Source organism: Colwellia sp. TT2012 (assembly GCF_001440345.1).
Taxonomy (GTDB): Bacteria; Pseudomonadota; Gammaproteobacteria; order Enterobacterales; family Alteromonadaceae; genus Colwellia.
The window spans coordinates 1-852 of sequence record NZ_LJYX01000114.1; the positions used below are offsets into that span (position 1 = coordinate 1).

The window sequence follows — 852 nt, forward strand, 5'->3', positions numbered from 1 at the left end:
CGATTGCCGCCGTCAAAGCCATCAACGCCACGCAAATGGCCCTGCGCGGTGACGGCAAGCACTTTATCTCCCTCGACTGGGTAATCCGCACCATGCGCGATACCGGCGCCGATATGCATGACAAGTACAAAGAAACTTCACGTTGCCGCCTGGCCATGCACTGGGTGGCCTGCTGACGAGCATCCCCTAACCGCCCCAACGTGAGCCCGCGCAAAAATCATAACGAGGCAATAACGATGACCGATGTACGTACACCAGCTGCCGAAAATCCCGCTTCTGTCACGCAAACCGTAACAACCGGCTGGAGCAAGCACGACACCACCTGGATGCTCGGCCTCTACGGCACCGCCATCGGTGCCGGCACCCTGTTCCTGCCGATCAACGCCGGGGTCGGTGGCTTCTGGCCGTTGATCATACTGGCGCTGCTGGCCTTCCCCATGACCTTCTTCGCCCACCGTGGGCTGACGCGTTTTGTGCTGTCGGGCAAATCCGGCGACATCACTGACGTGGTGGAAGAACATTTCGGCGTCGGTGCCGGCAAGCTGATCACCCTGCTCTACTTCTTCGCCATCTTCCCGATCCTGCTGGTCTACAGCGTCGCCCTGACCAACACCCTCAGCAGTTCCATGGAACACCAACTGCACATGACGCCGCCGCCCCGGGCGATCCCGTCCCTGGTGCCGAACCTCGGCCTGATGGCCATCCTGCGTTGCGGCCAGGGCGTGATCGTCAAGGCCATGAGCGTGCTGGTCTACCCGCTTGTCGCCCACTTGCTGTTTCTGGCTCTTGCCCCGGCCCCTAACTGGCACGGCCCGGTCTTGGCCGCTGCCCACGCGGGCCAGCCGTCGCCGC

General features: G+C 62.6%; 2 protein-coding genes. Both read left to right on the forward strand.

The window, feature by feature from the left end; translation table 11 throughout:
• A partial coding sequence (locus ASU03_RS20295; RefSeq protein WP_197411310.1) for an L-serine ammonia-lyase, iron-sulfur-dependent, subunit alpha occupies positions 1-176 on the forward strand: 176 nt, incomplete at its 5' end.
• Between the two features lie 60 nt (positions 177-236).
• Positions 237-852 (forward strand): aromatic amino acid transport family protein (locus ASU03_RS20300; RefSeq protein ID WP_331456679.1); only part of this gene is annotated, 616 nt, incomplete at its 3' end.